Source organism: Hydrogenobacter sp. T-8, assembly GCF_011006175.1.
Lineage (GTDB): Bacteria > Aquificota > Aquificia > Aquificales > Aquificaceae > Pampinifervens > Pampinifervens florentissimum.
In genome coordinates this window covers 976,247-990,268 of sequence record NZ_CP048795.1, presented here as the reverse complement: position 1 = coordinate 990,268, position 14,022 = coordinate 976,247, and the positions used below count along the sequence as shown (strand labels likewise).

General features: G+C 44.1%; 18 protein-coding genes. 9 read left to right on the top strand and 9 right to left on the bottom strand.

All coding sequences use genetic code 11. The annotated features are described in order from the left end of the window. Position 1: 1 nt before the first annotated feature. Positions 2–1,513 carry a hypothetical protein gene (locus tag G3M65_RS05770; protein WP_173833635.1) on the bottom strand — a complete coding sequence of 504 codons (1,512 nt, stop codon included), beginning with the start codon at positions 1,511–1,513 and terminating at the stop codon, positions 2–4. 98 nt (positions 1,514–1,611) lie between these two features. Between G3M65_RS05770 and G3M65_RS05765 the strand changes: the two genes are divergently transcribed. The 7 genes from G3M65_RS05765 to G3M65_RS05735 all read left to right on the top strand — a co-directional run bounded on the left by G3M65_RS05765 (position 1,612) and on the right by G3M65_RS05735 (position 6,954). Beyond that, positions 1,612–2,139, top strand: coding sequence for a Uma2 family endonuclease (locus tag G3M65_RS05765; RefSeq protein WP_173833634.1), 528 nt, complete (start codon positions 1,612–1,614; stop codon positions 2,137–2,139). Beyond that, positions 2,126–2,653: a Uma2 family endonuclease gene (locus G3M65_RS05760; protein ID WP_173833633.1), complete on the top strand. Its 528-nt coding sequence runs from the start codon at positions 2,126–2,128 to the stop codon at positions 2,651–2,653. The genes G3M65_RS05765 and G3M65_RS05760 overlap by 14 nt, the downstream gene beginning before the upstream one ends. A gap of 12 nt (positions 2,654–2,665) precedes the next feature. Beyond that, positions 2,666–3,865 carry an argininosuccinate synthase gene (locus G3M65_RS05755; RefSeq protein ID WP_173833632.1) on the top strand — a complete coding sequence of 400 codons (1,200 nt, stop codon included), beginning with the start codon at positions 2,666–2,668 and terminating at the stop codon, positions 3,863–3,865. Positions 3,866–3,868: 3 nt separating this feature from the next. Further along, positions 3,869–4,525 carry a type I 3-dehydroquinate dehydratase gene (aroD, locus tag G3M65_RS05750; protein ID WP_173833631.1) on the top strand — a complete coding sequence of 219 codons (657 nt, stop codon included), beginning with the start codon at positions 3,869–3,871 and terminating at the stop codon, positions 4,523–4,525. 107 nt (positions 4,526–4,632) lie between these two features. Then, positions 4,633–5,745, top strand: a complete 1,113-nt coding sequence (locus tag G3M65_RS05745; protein WP_173833630.1) for a cytochrome-c peroxidase — start codon at positions 4,633–4,635, stop codon at positions 5,743–5,745. A 46-nt stretch (positions 5,746–5,791) separates the two neighbouring features. After that, complete coding sequence (locus G3M65_RS05740) at positions 5,792–6,196, top strand: hypothetical protein (RefSeq protein ID WP_173833629.1); 405 nt, start codon at positions 5,792–5,794, stop codon at positions 6,194–6,196. After that, on the top strand, positions 6,193–6,954 hold the full coding sequence (locus tag G3M65_RS05735) for an aminotransferase class IV (RefSeq protein ID WP_173833628.1): 762 nt from the start codon (positions 6,193–6,195) through the stop codon (positions 6,952–6,954). Before G3M65_RS05740 ends, G3M65_RS05735 begins: the two co-directional genes overlap by 4 nt. Here G3M65_RS05735 and ispD read toward each other — a convergent pair. From ispD to G3M65_RS05715, 4 genes are all read right to left on the bottom strand, one after another. Continuing rightward, a complete protein-coding gene (ispD, locus tag G3M65_RS05730; RefSeq protein WP_173833627.1) occupies positions 6,893–7,534 on the bottom strand; it encodes a 2-C-methyl-D-erythritol 4-phosphate cytidylyltransferase in 642 nt (213 codons plus the stop codon). The two genes, G3M65_RS05735 and ispD, sit on opposite strands and share 62 nt — an antisense overlap. Next, a complete protein-coding gene (locus G3M65_RS05725; protein WP_173833626.1) occupies positions 7,531–7,908 on the bottom strand; it encodes a hypothetical protein in 378 nt (125 codons plus the stop codon). Before G3M65_RS05725 ends, ispD begins: the two co-directional genes overlap by 4 nt. A 23-nt stretch (positions 7,909–7,931) precedes the next feature. After that, a complete protein-coding gene (locus G3M65_RS05720) occupies positions 7,932–8,177 on the bottom strand; it encodes a hypothetical protein (protein WP_173833625.1) in 246 nt (81 codons plus the stop codon). Between the two features lie 72 nt (positions 8,178–8,249). Further along, on the bottom strand, positions 8,250–9,680 hold the full coding sequence (locus tag G3M65_RS05715) for an aldehyde dehydrogenase family protein (protein WP_173833624.1): 1,431 nt from the start codon (positions 9,678–9,680) through the stop codon (positions 8,250–8,252). A gap of 22 nt (positions 9,681–9,702) precedes the next feature. Between G3M65_RS05715 and tyrS the strand changes: the two genes are divergently transcribed. Further along, positions 9,703–10,887, top strand: a complete 1,185-nt coding sequence (gene tyrS / locus G3M65_RS05710) for a tyrosine--tRNA ligase (protein ID WP_173833623.1) — start codon at positions 9,703–9,705, stop codon at positions 10,885–10,887. Here tyrS and G3M65_RS05705 read toward each other — a convergent pair. The 4 genes from G3M65_RS05705 to rplS are packed head-to-tail and all read right to left on the bottom strand — an operon-like array spanning position 10,874 to position 12,949. Beyond that, on the bottom strand, positions 10,874–11,128 hold the full coding sequence (locus G3M65_RS05705) for a hypothetical protein (protein ID WP_173833622.1): 255 nt from the start codon (positions 11,126–11,128) through the stop codon (positions 10,874–10,876). The genes tyrS and G3M65_RS05705 overlap by 14 nt on opposite strands. Then, a complete protein-coding gene (gene rsmH, locus G3M65_RS05700; RefSeq protein WP_173833621.1) occupies positions 11,125–11,979 on the bottom strand; it encodes a 16S rRNA (cytosine(1402)-N(4))-methyltransferase RsmH in 855 nt (284 codons plus the stop codon). The genes G3M65_RS05705 and rsmH overlap by 4 nt, the downstream gene beginning before the upstream one ends. Next, positions 11,979–12,578 carry a ribonuclease HII gene (gene rnhB / locus G3M65_RS05695; protein ID WP_173833620.1) on the bottom strand — a complete coding sequence of 200 codons (600 nt, stop codon included), beginning with the start codon at positions 12,576–12,578 and terminating at the stop codon, positions 11,979–11,981. Before rnhB ends, rsmH begins: the two co-directional genes overlap by 1 nt. After that, complete coding sequence (gene rplS / locus G3M65_RS05690; protein ID WP_173833619.1) at positions 12,575–12,949, bottom strand: 50S ribosomal protein L19; 375 nt, start codon at positions 12,947–12,949, stop codon at positions 12,575–12,577. Before rplS ends, rnhB begins: the two co-directional genes overlap by 4 nt. Positions 12,950–13,096: 147 nt before the next feature. On the opposite strand from rplS, the gene G3M65_RS05685 reads away from it, so the two are divergent. Beyond that, complete coding sequence (locus G3M65_RS05685) at positions 13,097–14,005, top strand: RpnC/YadD family protein (protein ID WP_173833618.1); 909 nt, start codon at positions 13,097–13,099, stop codon at positions 14,003–14,005. Positions 14,006–14,022 lie beyond the last annotated feature (17 nt).

Sequence of the window (14,022 nt, the reverse complement as noted above, 5' to 3'; positions counted from 1 at the left end):
ACTATATCCTCCCCATGAGCTTTGCTATATGCATCGCATAATTGCTGGCAGTGCCCGCATATCCGTAGTGTGGGACTTTGTAGGTTGCCCTTCTTAGCTCTGGATGGTCTTCTTCAAAGTTCCTTATATCTTCCACCGTCAAACCAGTCCTTTCCAAAACCTCCTCAAACTCCTCTTTTGCTCTTCTTTTTGCCTCCGTTAGTATCATCTGACACCTTGAGTAGGCATGCACCTCCGCATCTCCCTTTATCTCAATAGGTGCATAAAGCAGGTCTGGATAGTCCCCAAGCACCTTTGCCATAGCACCCACCGACATGGTATTAGGCAGACATCCATAAGGAGATAGCTCACATATCATATGTGCCTGCCTATTTAAATAGGCATACAGGGCTTTGCCGATAAGCATATGACCCTCTCCACCTGTGAGCCTGTAGTGGAAGTATGGTCTTGCCAATTCTTTGAGTTTCCTTTGGTCTGGCAGTGGGTTTGGTATGTTGTTGAGGGCTTTTCTGAGGCGGTTGTAGACCATCTTGTAAAGCCCTGCTATTGTGCCTATGGCGAGCTTTTTAAGGTAATACTTTTTCACAAAGCCCTTGGCATCTTCCAACTTAAAAAGCTCCATGTTTATCAAATAGTCCATCCAGACTGCCACAGGTGGTGGTATAACCTCCGCCCCTTCCTTCTCAAGCCACCTCTTTATGTTGTAGTTGCCATCCCCCTCGTGGGTCTGCAACCAAAACTCACCAGTTATCTTCACCTTTGGCTTTACTCTAAGCCTATCTACCTCTATCTCATCCCATAGCCTTCTTACCTCCTTTAAGGCATCCACAAAGTAGCCTGTGAAGACATGCCATATCAAGGAGTCTATCTTTTTGCCCTTTATAGGTCTATTTTTGAGCCTCTCATAAAGTAGCTCCACACTTTCCCTTACCATATTATCGGTTGAGCCTTCCACTACCTCGTAGGGTCTTATGGCATATTCCATGTCCGTTATAAGGTCTCCGTAGAACATAGAGTACACAAGACCAAAGGTAAGAGGCATGCTTATCTCAAGCCCACCACCGGGTGCGGACTGCTCCATCTGCAAAAGGTCAAGGAGGAAAAGTCTAAAATCTGTAAGGTTTAACCCTTCAAGCACCCTTTCATAAGACTCGTGATATTGACCAAACCTACACGGTCCACAAGCTCCTATGGTTACGAAAAGATAATTGTTCTTTACGCCTTCTTCACCCTCTCTTTCTCTCAAAGTCATCAATGTCCTTGCCAAATTCCCAGCGGTAAAAGTAGTAGGACAGCAAGCCCCCACATCTATGAACTCCTTTCCTATGTCTAAGTCTTGTCTTTCTATATTAGGCAGAGGCATGCTTTTGTATCCCATCCTCTCAAGAGAGCCTTGTATAAGCCTTTCGTGTTTCCATGTAAGTCCACCAAAGAGTATGGTGGTTTTTGACCTCTCTTCCTTTGTGAAAGGTCTTGGTCTATAGGCTCTATAATGAAACTCTTTTGTCTCCATAGTAAACCCTCCTTAAGTTTTCTAAAAATTTATACCCTGTAAGTAATTTTTATTTATGCTCTTGGTCATACGATAACCCATAAGCCTATATTTAAAGCATGGGCTTGGCTGAGAGATATCCTGTAAGGTATACGGTGGAAGACTGGAAGCATTGGCAAGGAGACTGGGAACTTATAGAGGGTGTCCCTTACGCCATGGCATCTCCAAGACCTATAAACCAAGCAATACTCTCCAACCTCGTGTGGGCAATCAGAAGTGCACTTTTAGAAAACTGTCCCAGTTGCATGGTTTACGCAGAACTTGATTGGTATATCTCTTACGACACTGTTATAAGACCAGACATAATGGTGTTGTGTGGAGAGATACCAGAGAGAGTGGAAACCCCACCGCAGATGGTTATTGAGATAGTCTCACCATCAAGCAGGCAAATGGATGAAGGGTTGAAGTTTGAACTGTGTGAGAAGGAAGGCGTTAAATACTTTGTTTTGGTTTATTCTGACGAGAGGATGGTGAAAGTCTTTGAACTATCTAATGGCAGGTACACAGAAAAGCAGGATAGAAGTTTTCTCTTTAATGGATGCCAAGTGGAGATAAACTTTGAGGAGGCTTTCCATGGGCTTGGCTGAGAGATATCCTGTAAGATATACGATAGAAAACTGGAAACACTGGCAGGGAGACTGGGAGCTTATAGAAGGCATCCCTTATGCCATGGCTTCGCCAAGACCTATTAATCAAATCTTGCTTTCTCGCCTTACTTTTCTTTTAGAGAGTCTTTTTGAAAGGGAATGCATAGAATGTTTTGTGGGCGTGCAGCTTGATTGGTATATCTCTTACGACACTGTTATAAGACCAGACCTAATGGTTTTATGTGGAGAAATACCAGAAAGGGTAGAAATCCCACCGCAGATGGTTATTGAGATAGTCTCACCATCAAGCAGGCAAATGGATGAGGGATTAAAGTTTGAACTATGTGAGAAGGAGGGCGTTAAATACTTTGTGCTTGTTTATCCTGATGAGAAAGCAGTGAAGGTCTTTGAGCTTTCTAAGGGTAGGTATGTGGAGAAGCATAGTATGAAGTTTAGTCTCGGAGGTTGCCAATTAGAAATTGACCTTACAAAAGCCTTCGAGAGGCTAAGATGATATAATAGACCTATGCCAAAAAGAGTAATACTTGCCTATTCTGGTGGGCTTGACACTTCCGTAATAGTAAGATGGCTAACCGATAGAGGTTATGAGGTTATAACCTACACTGCGGATGTAGGGCAAGGTGAAGAGCTTTCTGAAATACCTCAAAAGGCGAAGGCTTCTGGTGCGGTAGAGGCTATAGTAGAAGACCTAAAGGAGGAGTTTGCAAGAGAGTATTGTCTGCCGACCCTTAGGGCTTTGGCTCTTTATGAAGGTAAATATCCTCTAACCGCAAGCCTATCAAGACCTCTCATAGCCAAAAAGTTGGTAGAATACGCAGAAAGGCTGGGTGCGAACTATGTGGCACACGGCTCTACTGGGAAGGGCAATGACCAGGTGAGGTTTGAGCTCTCCGTTTGGGCTTTGAACCCAGACCTTGAGGTGCTTGCACCCGTGAGAGAGTGGGAATTTCGTTCAAGGGAAGAAGAGGTTGAATATGCTCTCAAGCATCGCATACCCGTCAAGGCTACAAAGGACAAACCCTATTCCATAGATAAAAACCTCTGGGGCATATCCATAGAATGCGGTCCGTTGGAGGACCCTTGGACTGAGCCACCAGAGGATGCCTTTGAGTGGACCCTTTCACCTCAAAAGGCACCAGATGAGCCAGAGTATGTGGAAATAGGCTTTGAAAAAGGAGTGCCTGCCACCATAAACGAAGAGAAGTTTGAAAGGCTAAGCGAACTTATCCTTAGGCTAAACGCCATAGCGGGAAGGCATGGAGTTGGACGCATAGACATGGTGGAAAACAGGCTTGTGGGAATAAAAAGCAGAGAGGTTTACGAAGCTCCAGGGGCAACGGTGCTTTATGAAGCCTACAGGGACTTGCTTTCCTTGGTGCTTGACAGGTTTACTTTCCACTATTTCCTAACCCATATTCCACACGAGTATGCAAAGGTGGTATACGAAGGTCTGTGGTTTTCACCTCTTAGGGACGCCATGGACGCCTTTAATTCCACCCTTGCGGAGTATGTAAACGGCAAGGTTATGCTTAAGCTATACAAAGGACACGTGCAGGTGGTGGGTAGGAGCTCACCCAACAGCCTATACGTGGAAGACTTGGCAACCTATTCTGAAAGGGACGCCTTTGACCACAAGGCTGGTGCTAACTTCACAAAGGTCTTTGGACTTCCACTGAAGGTTTTGGGAAGGGTGAGAGGAAGGTAAAATATGCTTATAGCAGTTCCTCTCTCAGACAAAAGCTTTGAAGAAAACCTGAGCTTTTGCAAAGAAAAGGGTGCGGACATAATAGAGCTTAGGGTAGACCTCTTTGAAAACAAGGACCCTCAGTTCGTCCTTGAATGTGTGGAAAAGGTTCAAAAGGAGGGTCTAAAGACTATTCTTACGGTAAGAAGCCAAAGGGAAGGTGGCTCACGGGTTGAAAACAGGCTGGAGATTTTCAGAAAGGTAGCTCCATATAGCGATTACACAGACATAGAGCTTTCCTCTCAAGATATCATCTCTCAGGTCAGGGACATAGTAAAGACCGCCGGGAAAAAACTCATAATCTCCTACCATAACTTTGAGCTTACGCCTGCCAACTGGATACTGAGGGAAGTATTCAGAGAAGCAAGAAGATGGGATGCGGATATCGTAAAGATTTCTGTAAAGGCAAACTCCTACCAAGATACCGCAAGGCTTTTGTGTCTTGGTAAAGAAGAAGAAGGAGAAAAAATCCTAATTGCCATGGGTGAATATGGAAAGGTTTCAAGGGTTGCAGGCTTTGTCTTTGGGTCTGTGATAAGCTATGCCTTTATAGGCTCAGCGGTAGCCCCGGGGCAGTTGAGCCTTGAGGAGATGGTGAGAGCAAAAAATTTAATCTTCTGAGTTAACTAACTTTTTGCCCATAAAAATCTCTTGCAAAAAATTTGCAGACTAAGTATAATTTATATCATGTTGAATATCATAAGTAAAACTTATAAGGAGGTGAAGATATGAAAAGACTACTCTTGAGTGCAGTGGTCGGGGCGTTTGTGGTGGGTGCTGGAGTTTATGCCCAAAGCAAAGGAAAGGCTCAAGCTCCTCAGCCGAAGGATGAAGATGCACAGCTTCTTGAGCAGGCAAGACAGTTTTTCCAACCTCTCCCTACAGTGGTTGAAAACCCACAAAACTCTATAACCAAGGAAAAAGTGGAGCTTGGCAGAACGCTCTATTATGAGCCAAGGCTTTCAAAAAGCGGTCTTATAAGTTGTAATACTTGCCACAATCTGGCAACCTACGGAGTGGATAACCTGCCCACTTCCATAGGACATGGCTGGGCAATAGGTCCAAGGAACGCACCTACTGTATACAACGCTGCACTGCATACCGCTCAGTTCTGGGATGGAAGAGCCAAAGACGTAGAAGAGCAAGCTCTTGGTCCTATACTCAACCCAATAGAAATGGCTATGCCTTCTGAAAAGGAAGTGATTGAAAGGCTAAGGTCTATTCCAGAATATGTGGAAATGTTCAAAAAGGCTTTTCCTAACGACAAGGAGCCTCTTAGGTATGAAAACATAGGTAAGGCTATAGGAGCTTTTGAAAGAACTCTGACGACGCCCTCAAGGTTTGATGAGTTTCTCAAGGGCAATACAAAGGCTCTAACCGCAGAGGAAAAGAAGGGTCTAAAACTCTTTATTGAAGTAGGCTGTGTAGCATGCCACTCTGGACCTGCGGTAGGTGGAAATGCCTTCTTTAAGTTTGGTCAGTTTGTGGACTACTGGAGGGCTACCGCACCTTACGTAACCCTTGATAAGCCTACCATTCCCGTTGACCTTGGAAGGTTCGGTGTTACAAAGAAGGAAGAAGACATGTTTGTATTCAAATCTCCTTCTCTCAGGAATATAGAAAAAACCTATCCTTACTTCCATGATGGAAGTGTTTGGAGCCTTGAGGACGCAGTTAAGATAATGGCAGAAACCCAGCTTGGAAGAAAACTAACGGAGGAAGAAACACGGTATATAGTAGCCTTCCTGAGGTCCCTCACTGGTCAAATACCAAAGCACGCCCTTGAAGTACCAGTTTTGCCAGCGTCAACGGATAAAACACCAAGACCACAGGTAAGGTAAGACTCACAGGGAGCCTGCCCGGCTCCCAAGATGATATAATGTGATAGTGGCTTACCCTCAAAACCTTGAAAGGCAGTTTTTTGAGTGTAAAAGCCTCTTGCAGAAAAACGCCCTAAGATATAAAAAGAAAAGGTCTTCGGACGAGATGGTCTACGCCTACCGCAATGCTACCCTAAGGGGGCAGTTTTCTGACAGAGTTTACAGCATGAGCGTCTGGATAGTGCCAAGGAGGTGCTACAGGGAAAACAGGCACACCCTTGACTTTATAAGCTCTGTGGTAAGGGTTTTCTGCAAAGCGGATGAGCCAGAGGTCTCCAAGTTTAGGGAAAGCGTAGCCTGTTCCATAACTCACACTCGTTGCACATCTCTAAAGGTAGGCTTATGCTCTGGTAAGCTTTGCCATGTGGTGGAGTTTACGAGCTGGGAGCTACTCCTGAGAGTGGGAAAATGATAACTCGCACCCTCTTCTTCGGTGAAGGGCTCTTTGAAACCATAAGATGGAAACCCTCAGAGGAAAAGCTGAAACTTCACTACCGAAGACTTAGCACATCTGCGGAGTTTTTAGGAATACCCTGCCCCTCTTATGAGGAGTTTTTGAGAGACCTTCAGGACATGGCAAAGGATGGCAACGACCTCTATTTAAAGTATGTGCTACTCTCAAAGGGAGGGGAGAACCTCACAGACAGTGCCCAGTCTTACGGAAAGCTTGTAGTGGTAAAACCTTTAAAGCCCCTGCCTCAAAGGGTAAGGCTTTGTATTTCACCTTATAGAAGACACTCTTCGGATCCCGTGTGCAGGCACAAGACCACCTCTTATCTTTTTAACCTACTTGTTAAGAAACACGCCCTAAGTAGAGGTTTCTGGGATGCCATAATCCTGAACGAGAAGGGATATATCTGTGAAACCTCAACCGCAAACCTGCTGTTTGTAAAAGGCTCAAGGTTATACACACCCGCAAGGGGGAACGGACTTCTCTGGGGCACTGCCCTTGAATTTTTAAGCAGACGCTTGGAGGTTAAAGAGGAATACATAAAGGACCCAAGGAATTACAACGGCATTTTTGTGCTTAACTCTCTCCTGCTGTGTGCGGTGGTGGAGGAGTTTGAAGGAGAAGAACTGAGGATAGACAAGGAAGCCTTTGAGGAGATTAGCTGTATCCTAAGAGCCTGCCTATTGCCTCCGCAAGGGGCAAGTCCTCCGGATAGGTAATCTTTATGTTCGTCGGCTCTCCTAAAAGCACGCCAACCTTGTAGCCATATCTTTCAAGGAGTTGAGCGTCATCGGTGGCATAAAAACCTTCATTCCTTGCCTTGAAATGGCATTCAAGCAAGGTTCTTTTCCTAAAGGCTTGAGGGGTCTGAGAGAGCCACAGGTTTGTCCTGTCTACTGTTTCCACCACCATGCCATGGGCTACCCTCTTTATTGTGTCTCTCACGGGCAGGGCAGGAATTTTTCCCTCAAACTCTCCAAGGTCACAAACCCTTAAAAAAAGTTCAAGGCTTGCAAAGGGTCTTGCACAGTCATGCACTACTACAAGGTCTCCCTTGGCTTCAAGAAGTGCATTAAAGACAGAATCTTGCCTCTCCTTTCCGCCAGGGACTTTAACCACTCCAGCGGGAATGCTAAGATTTATATCTTCAGGAGGCAAAACAAGAATGGTCTCATCAAACTTACCAATAAGTCTTTCCAAAGAATGCATAAAAAGAGGCTTTCCAAAGAGCTTTTCAAACTGCTTTTTCCTGCCAAAGCGTCTTCCCTCACCTGCGGAGAGAAGAATAAGGCTTATCATTCTTCCTTGAGCCTTTCTATCCTATCCATTATATCATCTTTTAGTTCTTCTATGATGGGGTTTTCAGAGGAGAAAAAGTATTCTCCGTCCCTGTCAAGCACCATAGCAAGGAGATAATATCCCCTGACTTCGTTTTCAAGAGCTTCTCTTGTGGTTCTATCAAGAAATTTTTTTACGCTCTCTGGGTCTTTTAGGTTAACTTTTGTGTCTATGATTTCAAACTCTTCCACATCTATTTGATTGGCAGGCAGGCTCTCCCTCTGCACATACACAGGAGAGTATATGCAATATATGGTATGCTCACCTAAGCCCTTTTCCTTTATATTCTCAAAGAGCTTTTCCACGTAATTCCTTACTTGATGTCTTACACTCATAAGAATATTTTAGCTTAAAAGGTCTAAAGGATGCCAGCTTCTTTTAGTGCCTCTTTTACCCTTCCAATTTTCTCCTCTCTTTCTTCAAGCTCCTTTGTCTTTCTGATAGCTGGAGCGAGTGCACTTCTCCTGTCCCATATGACAAAACCTATAAGGCTCATCATACCAGCAAACAAAACTCCAAAGCCCCATAGCATAATGTTTATTACATCATCTATTCTCTTGTTTAAGTCGTCTATCCTTTTGTTTGTGTCATCTATCCTCTGCATTAAAGCCTTTTGATTTCCCTCAAGCCTTATAATCCTGTCCCTATCTTCAAGAGTAAAAGGGACCTGCTTGGCTTAAGAAAGGTCAAAAATTACCATCTTTATCTCCGTGTAGTCTTCTATGGCAAAGCGTGGTCCTTCTCTACCTATGCCAGAGTATTTAACACCGCCGTATGGCATATGGTCCGCCCTAAAGTTAGGTCCTTCGTTTATAAGCACTCCACCCGCTTGAACCTTCCTTATAAATTCCCAAGCTATGTCTATGTCTTTGGTAAATACTCCCACCTGAAGACCATACTCTGAATCGTTAACCATCTGTATGGCTTCCTCTACTTCCTTGTAGGGGTTGACCACCACCACTGGAGCAAAGGCTTCTTCTCTATAGAGTTTTGTGTTTGGAGGGACAAGAGAAACAATCGTTGGCAAAAGCACAGAAGAAACCCTATCTCCACAAGAAACACCACCAGTTATAAGTTTTGCACCTTCATGAAGAGCTTCATCTATCCACTCCTGAACTCTTTGAACCTCAGAAACCCCTATCATTGGACCCACATCCGTGTCCTCTTGCATGGGGTCTCCCACCTTAAGCCCATTTACCGCCTTTTCAAGCTCCTCAAGAAATTGGTCAAAAAGCTCCTCGTGGACAAAGACCCTCTGCACAGATATGCAAACCTGACCCGCTATAGCGTATCCTCCCAAGACAGTTTTTTGCACCGCCTTTTTTAGGTCTCCATCCTTGTGGAGCACTATGGCAGAATTTGACCCAAGCTCAAGCACCACTTTTTTTATACCTGCCTGACGGGTTATTATCTCTCCTATCTTTCTGCTACCTGTAAAAGATACCACCCTCACATCAGGATGTGTTGTCATAGCCTTTCCCACATCACCGTAGCCAGGCAGAATGCTAAGGGCTTGCGGAGGAAGTCCAGCCTCAAGCAGAACCTCACCGAGCATAAGGGGAGTAAGAGGTGTCCTCTCTGAGGGTTTAAGGATTACCGCATTTCCGCAGGCAAGGGCTGGTGCTACTTTATGCATGGAAAGGTTTAAGGGGAAGTTAAAGGGTGTTATGGCAGAGACTATGCCTACAGGCTGGCGAAGGTAAAAGCCTATTTTGCTCTTTCCATTAGGATGGGCGTCAATGGGAATGACCTCTCCTCCTATTCTTCTTGCCTCTTCCGCAGAGAAGATAAGGGTCTGTATGGCTCTTTGAACCTCTGTTCTTGCTTCCCTTATGGTTTTTCCCACCTCAAGCACAAGGCTTTTGGCAAAGTCTTCTGCCCTTTGTTTTAGGAGCTGGCTTGCCCTCATGAGTATCTCGTATCTCTCGTAAGGAGTCAAAGCAGAAAGTTTTTCATACCCTTCCTTTGCCACCTCTATAGCCTTATAGACATCTTCCTCACTTGCCTTTGAAACCTCTGCCACAACTTCGCCAGTGTAAGGGTATACCACCGGCAGTTTTTCTTCCTTTGATACCCACTCTCCGCCAAGTAAAAGCTCCGTTCTCATAGGTTATAATTTTAACTCCATCATGCTTAGCCCAGAGGAGCAACTTAAACTTCTCAAGCAGGGAACTGTAGAGATAATAGAAGAAGAGGAGCTTTTGGAAAAGCTAAAAGAGGGTAGACCGCTTCGCATAAAGGCTGGCTTTGACCCTACCGCTCCAGACCTTCATCTTGGGCATACGGTCCTTCTTCAAAAACTGCGTCAGTTTCAACTCTTGGGGCATGAGGTTTATTTTGTGATAGGTGATTTTACCGCCATGATAGGAGACCCCACAGGAAGAAGTGAGACAAGACCACCTCTCAGTAAGGAGCAGGTCTTAGAAAACGCCAAAACCTACGAGCATCAAGTCTTTAAGGTGCTCCTGCCAGAGAAAACCAACATAGTCTTTAACAGCACCTGGCTTTCTTCTCTTGGAACAGAGGGTATTATAAAGCTGGCAGGTCAATACACAGTGGCGAGGATGTTAGAAAGAGATGACTTTTCAAAAAGGTTTAAAGAGGGTAATCCCATATATATCCATGAGTTTCTGTATCCCCTGCTTCAGGGCTATGATTCTGTTTTCTTAAAGGCGGATGTGGAGCTGGGTGGCACAGACCAGAAGTTTAACTTGCTTGTAGGAAGAGACCTTCAAAGAGCCTTTGGTCAAAAGTCTCAAGTGTGTATAACCATGCCACTTTTGGTGGGTCTTGATGGTGTAAAGAAGATGTCCAAGTCCTATGGCAATTACATAGGCATCACAGAAGAGCCAAACCATATGTTTGGAAAATTGATGTCCATATCCGATGAGCTCATGTGGGATTACTACCTTTTACTTACGGACTACAGCCAAGAGGAGATAGAAGAGTTTAAGAAAAACCTTCATCCAATGGAAGCCAAAAAGAAGCTCGCACACTACATGGTTTCTCGCTATCACTCAAAGGAGAGTGCGGACAAAGCTCTTGAGTTCTTTGAAAAAACCTTTTCTCAAAGAGAGTTTCCAGAGGACGCACAAATTATAAAAGTTCCCGCAGGCTACCGTCAAAGGGCTTATGAGTTTCTCTTTGAGTTGGGTATAGAAGCGTCAAAGAACTCCGCACGCAGGCTCATAGAAGGTGGAGGTCTAAAGATAAACGGTCAAAAGATACAAGACCCAAACCAAGAAATTCATGTTTCTCGGGAGCTAAGACTTCAGGCTGGTAAAAAGAGGTTTTATAGGGTTATTCCTGAGTAGAGGTCTTTACAACCTTTACCTTGCTCCAGTCAATAGGGCTAAAGCCAGAAGACTCCGCATAGTTCTTAACCGTTTTGTAATTTACATACTTTTCTATCTCCGCCTTTAGCGTCAGGCTCTTTTCCTTTTCTTTCTTTAGCTCAGAGACCTTTTTGGCATAATCTCTTGCCACATTTAGGCTATAGGCGGAGTATAGCAGGTTAAACAAAAGAAGCAGAGAAGCCAAAAGTAAGTATTTCATGGCTTTTCTCCTGCCCTCAACTTTGCACTCCTACTTGCAGGATTTTTCTTCACTTCTTCCATAGTAGGTGTTATCGGTTTTTTTGTCAAGGGTTTAAGGTGTGTTTTTATAAAGTTTTTTACTATCCTGTCTTCGAGAGAGTGAAAGGATATAACTACCACCCTACCGCCGGACCTAAGAAAGTCAAGGGTTTTCCGCAAGGCTATCTCAAGGCTCTTTAGCTCCTCATTAACTTCTATCCTTATAGCCTGAAAGACCCTCGTGGCAGGATGTATCCTTCCACCCTTGTAAGGTAAGACCGAAGTTATTATCTCCACAAGCTCAAGGGTAGTTTCTATAGGTTTTTTTGCCCTCGCCAACACTATCGCCCTCGCTATCCTTTTTGCATAAGGCTCTTCTCCGTATTCCCTGAATATTCTCTCCAAATCTCTTTCAGAGTAGTTGTTAACCACTTGGTAAGCACTCAATCTGTCCTCTGGGTTCATCCTCATATCCAATGGCTCGTCCCTTTGAAAGGAAAAGCCTCTTGGACTCTTTAACTGTAGCATAGAGACACCAAGGTCAAAGAGAAAACCGTCCACCTGCAAAAGTCCTTCCATTTTGAGGACTTGGTCAAGGTCTGAAAAGTTTGCATGATACAGGCTATATCTACCTTCAAAGTCTTTGAGGTTTTCCTGTGCCATCTCAAGTGCATAAGGGTCTCTGTCTATACCTATTACAAAGGCTTGTGAGTTTTTCTCTAATATCCTACGCGTATGTCCACCAAGACCTATGGTGCAATCTACATAGAGTTTTCCACCATTGCCTAAAAGCAAGTCTGTGGACTCTTCAAGAAGAACGGGAACATGCATTAATCTTCAAAAAGGCTGAACTGTCTTATCGGAGAAAAGCTCTTCCTGTGTATTGGACTTTCTCTATAAAGTCTTATAGCTTTTATATGCTCCCTTGTTGCATAGCCCTTATGTTTTGAGAAGTTATACTGAGGATAGAGTTTGTGGTAATGCTCCATTATTCTGTCTCTGAGAACCTTTGCCACAATGCTGGCACAGGCACAGCTAAGGCTTTTTTCATCACCCTTCACAAGAGGAATACATTCATAACCTTCCACAGGCAGGTAGTCGCTTATAACCACATGAAACTTGTGCTTTAGGTCTTCCAAAGCCCTTCTAAAGGCAAGCAGATTTGCCTTCAGAATACCAAGCCTATCTATAAGAGTAGAATCCACCACCGCAGTGCCTATGGCAAGTGCTTTTGCCTTTACAAGCTCATAAGCCTCCTCCCTCTCCCTTGCACTCATAGCCTTTGAGTCCTTGTCTATAAAAGGTTCTGTAAAGGGTGGAAGTATAACCGCACAGGCAACAAGAGGTCCAGCCAAAGGACCTCTACCCGCTTCGTCAACACCCGCCACCAAAAGACCCTTTTCCCAGTGGGGCTTTTCGTATTCTGTCATGCCTTTTTCTTGAGTTCCCAGGGCTTTATCTCTCTTATCTTACCCATAGCCTCTTTGCCCTTGTATTTACGCAGGAAGTAAAGCCTTGACCTCCTGACCTTTCCATATTTGACCACCTCAACCTTTTCTATGTTTGGGCTGTAAAAGGGAAATGTCCTTTCTATACCCACACCATAGGACTCTTTCCTTACAGTAAAGGTCTTACCTATGCCACCACCCTTTATCCTTATAACCACACCCTCAAAGGGCTGTATTCTTTCTTTTTCTCCTTCCACTATTTTGTAGTGAACCTTTACCGTATCGCCTACCTTAAAGGCTGGGTATTGCTTTTTTGGAAGATATAACTCCTCAATTTTCTGAAGCAAGCTCATAGCTAAGACCTCCTTTTATACTTAAGACATATAATTATAGCACAGTTTGGGTTATAATAACGCAAGTTACAAGCTATAGAAAATTAATAACCTTGAGTCCGCCATGAGGTATACGAGTAGAAAGTTGTTTGATGATATAATCTCTCTGTGCCCTCAAAAGATATAACTCTCAAAGACATCTTTGAGGAAGTCCCCCACAGGCTTAGCAAAATCCTCTCTCCAGCCCCTATCAAAGAGCTATTGCCAACATCTCTGCCATCCACCGAGCTAAGAGTGGACTTCTTGGCAAGACTTGAAGATGAAAGCATCCTACATATGGAGTTCCAATCCTTTAACGATACAAACATGCCTTGGAGAATGCTTCGCTACTATACCGCCATAGCAGAAAAATACAAAACACACAACATAAAACAGCTTGTCGTGTATGTGGGAAATGAAAAGCTCAGAATGAAGTCCTCTCTCAAGATTAAGAACTTAGTCTTTAAGTATGAAATACTTGACATAAGGCAGATAGACTGCAAGATACTACTTGAGAGCCAAGACCCTGTAGATAGGATAATGGCATGTTTGTGCAAAGTAGAGGATGAAGGCTATTTGATAGAGAAGCTTTTGGAGACGATGGAAGGCATGGAAGAGGAACAAAGAAAAGACTACATCATGAAGCTATTGACATTGACAGAGCTAAGACCTAACTTAAGGATAAGGCTGTCTGAGGAGGTTAGGCACATGCCTATAGTGGTTAGACCTGAGGATATAAAACTGCCAAAGAGGAAGTTGAGAAAGGATATTCTGTATAGGCTTGGGCTTGAGGAAGGTAAGCAGATTGGTCTTGAGGAAGGTAAACAGATTGGACATGAGGAAGGGTTCATAAAAGCATTGCAAGATACAGTGTTGACTCTTATAAGGGGCAAGCTTGGACGAGTTCCTGAAGGTGTGGAAGTAAAGGTGAAGGGCATAAGGGACAGGGAATATTTAAATGCTTTGATAGAGAAGTTAATAAACTCTGGGGATGTTTTGGAGGTTTTGAGGGAGGAGAGGCTTTTGAGTTGTAATTGACAGGAAAGCACTATATA

Bases quoted from the DNA above. Each gene is read 5' to 3' on its own strand.
- G3M65_RS05755 (WP_173833632.1), top strand. From the start codon at position 2,666: ATGCCAAAAAGAGTAATACTTGCCTATTCTGGTGGGCTTGACACTTCC.
- G3M65_RS05735 (WP_173833628.1), top strand. From the start codon at position 6,193: ATGATAACTCGCACCCTCTTCTTCGGTGAAGGGCTCTTTGAAACCATA.
- G3M65_RS05765 (WP_173833634.1), top strand. From the start codon at position 1,612: ATGGGCTTGGCTGAGAGATATCCTGTAAGGTATACGGTGGAAGACTGG.
- rnhB (WP_173833620.1), bottom strand. From the start codon at position 12,578: ATGACAGAATACGAAAAGCCCCACTGGGAAAAGGGTCTTTTGGTGGCG.
- G3M65_RS05770 (WP_173833635.1), bottom strand. From the start codon at position 1,513: ATGGAGACAAAAGAGTTTCATTATAGAGCCTATAGACCAAGACCTTTC.
- G3M65_RS05720 (WP_173833625.1), bottom strand. From the start codon at position 8,177: ATGCAGAGGATAGATGACACAAACAAAAGGATAGACGACTTAAACAAG.
- G3M65_RS05760 (WP_173833633.1), top strand. From the start codon at position 2,126: ATGGGCTTGGCTGAGAGATATCCTGTAAGATATACGATAGAAAACTGG.
- G3M65_RS05705 (WP_173833622.1), bottom strand. From the start codon at position 11,128: ATGAAATACTTACTTTTGGCTTCTCTGCTTCTTTTGTTTAACCTGCTA.
- G3M65_RS05745 (WP_173833630.1), top strand. From the start codon at position 4,633: ATGAAAAGACTACTCTTGAGTGCAGTGGTCGGGGCGTTTGTGGTGGGT.
- rsmH (WP_173833621.1), bottom strand. From the start codon at position 11,979: ATGCATGTTCCCGTTCTTCTTGAAGAGTCCACAGACTTGCTTTTAGGC.
- rplS (WP_173833619.1), bottom strand. From the start codon at position 12,949: ATGAGCTTGCTTCAGAAAATTGAGGAGTTATATCTTCCAAAAAAGCAA.
- G3M65_RS05725 (WP_173833626.1), bottom strand. From the start codon at position 7,908: ATGAGTGTAAGACATCAAGTAAGGAATTACGTGGAAAAGCTCTTTGAG.
- aroD (WP_173833631.1), top strand. From the start codon at position 3,869: ATGCTTATAGCAGTTCCTCTCTCAGACAAAAGCTTTGAAGAAAACCTG.
- ispD (WP_173833627.1), bottom strand. From the start codon at position 7,534: ATGATAAGCCTTATTCTTCTCTCCGCAGGTGAGGGAAGACGCTTTGGC.
- G3M65_RS05715 (WP_173833624.1), bottom strand. From the start codon at position 9,680: ATGAGAACGGAGCTTTTACTTGGCGGAGAGTGGGTATCAAAGGAAGAA.
- tyrS (WP_173833623.1), top strand. From the start codon at position 9,703: ATGCTTAGCCCAGAGGAGCAACTTAAACTTCTCAAGCAGGGAACTGTA.